The following is a 782-nucleotide window of genomic DNA, read 5'->3' as shown; positions in this document are numbered from 1 at the left end:
GGGCAGGTCTCCCATTTTTGGGAGACCTGGGAGACCTCGCCCTGTTCGGCCAATCACGAGGTCAATACTATAATGCGCCGCACTCCGCCTGCAGCGGCATGCAGCGTTTTCACCTGGGCCGGACCGAACGTCAGCCTGCTCGCAGGCAAGCTCGACTCGGACGTCTAAACACGATACGCCTCGATGAGAGCACTGGCTTGGACGGATCGCGCTTATCCACAGCGCATTGCGCGCCGAATTGCGCCCGCCGCACGGCAGCGAGAACCTGATCAGATACACAGCTGATCGACAGGACCAGCCTGATCACCTGATCACACGTGATCAGATGCCCGATGATGGGTTGCCGTGGTGAACACGCGCACACCATCGTCGTTGATCGAGCGCAGTTCGCGCGGGAGACCTGGGTGGTCTCCCGTTTCGTCGGCTCGTCACGGGGCAACCTTGCGTCGCTCCAGCCGGAGCCCGCACCAAAGAATGTTGCAAGACTTCCGGCGCTCGTAACCCAGCGCGCCCAAAGCCATACCGAATACCCTGCCGCCCAGGCGCGGCATGTTTCGTGTGGAGGCCCAAGACCCATACGCCTCGCGCAGAACACTGGCCTGCTCCCACGCGTTCCTGTCCAAAATACACTGCGCGTCGATGAATGCTCGAATAGCCTCGGCGGCGGCAGCCACGCTGGCTTTTTGGGTGAGGACCGGGCGTCGGGCCGGCGCGGTCGCACCGGCAACCGCTCGTGATCCTGCACGGTTCGTTGCTATCGGCGTGACGAGCACGCGCAACAC

At 62.9% G+C, this 782-nt stretch carries 1 protein-coding gene; it reads right to left on the bottom strand.

The genetic code is table 11. The annotated features are described in order from the left end of the window. Nucleotides 1-428: 428 nt before the first annotated feature. The coding region (locus tag ABTU92_RS30160) for a hypothetical protein (RefSeq protein WP_408095210.1) at nt 429-782 on the bottom strand (354 nt) is incomplete at its 5' end.

The sequence above is a fragment of the Rhodoplanes sp. SY1 genome (genome assembly GCF_046000175.1).
In the GTDB taxonomy this organism is placed as follows: domain Bacteria; phylum Pseudomonadota; class Alphaproteobacteria; order Rhizobiales; family Xanthobacteraceae; genus Rhodoplanes.
The sequence above is the reverse complement of the archived record's forward strand: the minus strand, read 5'-3'. Positions and strand labels throughout refer to the sequence as shown.